Source organism: Vibrio genomosp. F10 str. 9ZD137, from assembly GCF_049974785.1.
Classification (GTDB): domain Bacteria; phylum Pseudomonadota; class Gammaproteobacteria; order Enterobacterales; family Vibrionaceae; genus Vibrio.
Genome location: NZ_JBNGCJ010000995.1, coordinates 1 through 1,018, shown reverse-complemented (window position 1 = coordinate 1,018; position 1,018 = coordinate 1). Strand labels below are relative to the sequence as shown.

The following is a 1,018-nucleotide window of genomic DNA, read 5'->3' as shown; positions in this document are numbered from 1 at the left end:
TTGCCGCTTAGCAGAGCGTTAGGCTTTACCAATATCAAATATGGGGAATTAAAATGTATAGAGCGTCAACTATCAATAGCTTTAAAGAAAACATAAGTTCAATAAAGTTACTCTTACTGTCTATTTGTCTTGTAGGATTATGGGGGTATCAAGGCGATTTAGGTTTTAGCTGGCACACCATGGCTGTAATTAGGCTGACTATATTCGTAGTAGCTATAATGGCAGTAATAATGGTTATTTCTCACATTGTGGGGCTAGTAACAGCCTTGTTTTTTGATAAAAATAAGTCAATGGTGAAATCTTTAAAATACATATCTCGCTTTTTTACCGTCATCTTTTTCATTTTTGGCTTAGGAGCATTTCTAGATACTTTTGGCATTTATCCTTTCTTAGATGTAATAGGTTTCTAAGTTCAAGCCTAACAAGTCATTAAAGCAGGACAAAAAACAGTTGGTTTTTGCTCCTTCGTCGCTTATTTTAACCAACTATTTTTTGCCTCTTAATGAGGCGTTAGGCTTTATGTCGTAGGCTTTAAATTTAACTGTTTATATGTACAGTATTGTTGTATTGTTTATACCTCGTTTATTAATGGAGTGTTTGTGATGATTGGATATACAACTTTAGGTACTAATGATATAGAAAAAAGCGCTAAATTCTATGATTCTTTATTTGCAGAAATAGATGCAAACAGAATTATGGAAAATGATTCATTTATAATATGGTCAACTGGTCCAGGCAAACCTGAGTTTGCGATTACTAAGCCTTTTGATGGAAAACCTGCGAGTGTTGGAAATGGGGTTATGATTGCAATTGCCTTAGACACCCGCAAGAAAGTTGATGAATTGTATTTAAAGGCTATAGAGCTTGGTGCTCAGGATGAAGGAGCATCAGGGCTTAGAGGTGGGGATTTTTATGCTGGGTATATTCGTGACCTAGATGGAAATAAACTCAATTTCTTTACAATGGCCACATAATATTTAAAGCCTAACAAGGAATTTAAACGGAACAAAAACAGTGG

The 1,018-nt window shown here is 35.0% G+C and carries 2 protein-coding genes; both read left to right on the top strand.

Features of this window, described 5'->3' with window-relative positions; translation table 11 throughout:
- The first annotated feature begins 53 nt into the window (after positions 1-53).
- Entirely contained in the window at positions 54-410 is a 357-nt protein-coding gene (locus tag ACP45E_RS21410; RefSeq protein WP_017037650.1) for a hypothetical protein, read from the top strand.
- A gap of 192 nt (positions 411-602) precedes the next feature.
- The gene (locus ACP45E_RS21405) at positions 603-974 is read left to right on the top strand and encodes a VOC family protein (RefSeq protein ID WP_017035199.1); all 372 of its coding nucleotides are present in this window, start codon (positions 603-605) and stop codon (positions 972-974) included.
- Positions 975-1,018 lie beyond the last annotated feature (44 nt).

What these genes read in the sequence shown, in the direction of transcription:
- ACP45E_RS21410 (WP_017037650.1), top strand. Translation starts at nt 54, where the DNA reads ATGTATAGAGCGTCAACTATCAATAGCTTTAAAGAAAACATAAGTTCA.
- ACP45E_RS21405 (WP_017035199.1), top strand. Translation starts at nt 603, where the DNA reads ATGATTGGATATACAACTTTAGGTACTAATGATATAGAAAAAAGCGCT.